Origin of the sequence: Vogesella mureinivorans, from assembly GCF_007644035.1 — a bacterium.
Lineage (GTDB): Bacteria > Pseudomonadota > Gammaproteobacteria > Burkholderiales > Chromobacteriaceae > Vogesella > Vogesella mureinivorans.
In genome coordinates, this window is the sequence record NZ_VMTV02000229.1 from 1 (window position 1) to 295 (window position 295).

The 295-nt window shown below is 59.0% G+C and carries 1 protein-coding gene; it reads left to right on the top strand.

Annotation, left to right across the window (positions count from 1 at the left end):
• A partial coding sequence (locus FLQ44_RS07935) for an outer membrane protein assembly factor BamB family protein (protein ID WP_147693946.1) occupies positions 1-295 on the top strand: 295 nt, incomplete at both ends.

The window sequence follows — 295 nt, forward strand, 5'->3', positions numbered from 1 at the left end:
AACCGTTTCATGTCACCGCTGGGCATTCCGTGCCAGAAACCACCGTTTGGCTCTCTCTCCGCGATTGACCTGAAAACGCAGAAAATCGTCTGGCAGGTGCCGGTCGGTACCGTTCAGGATACCGGTCCGTTTGGGGTAAAAATGCGCATGCCAATGCCTGTCGGTATGCCGACGCTGGGCGGTACGCTGGCCACGCAGGGCGGTCTGGTCTTCATTGCGGGAACCCAGGATTACTACCTGCGCGCCTTTGATTCCTCTACGGGGGAAGAAGTGTGGAAAGCGCGTCTCCCGGTGG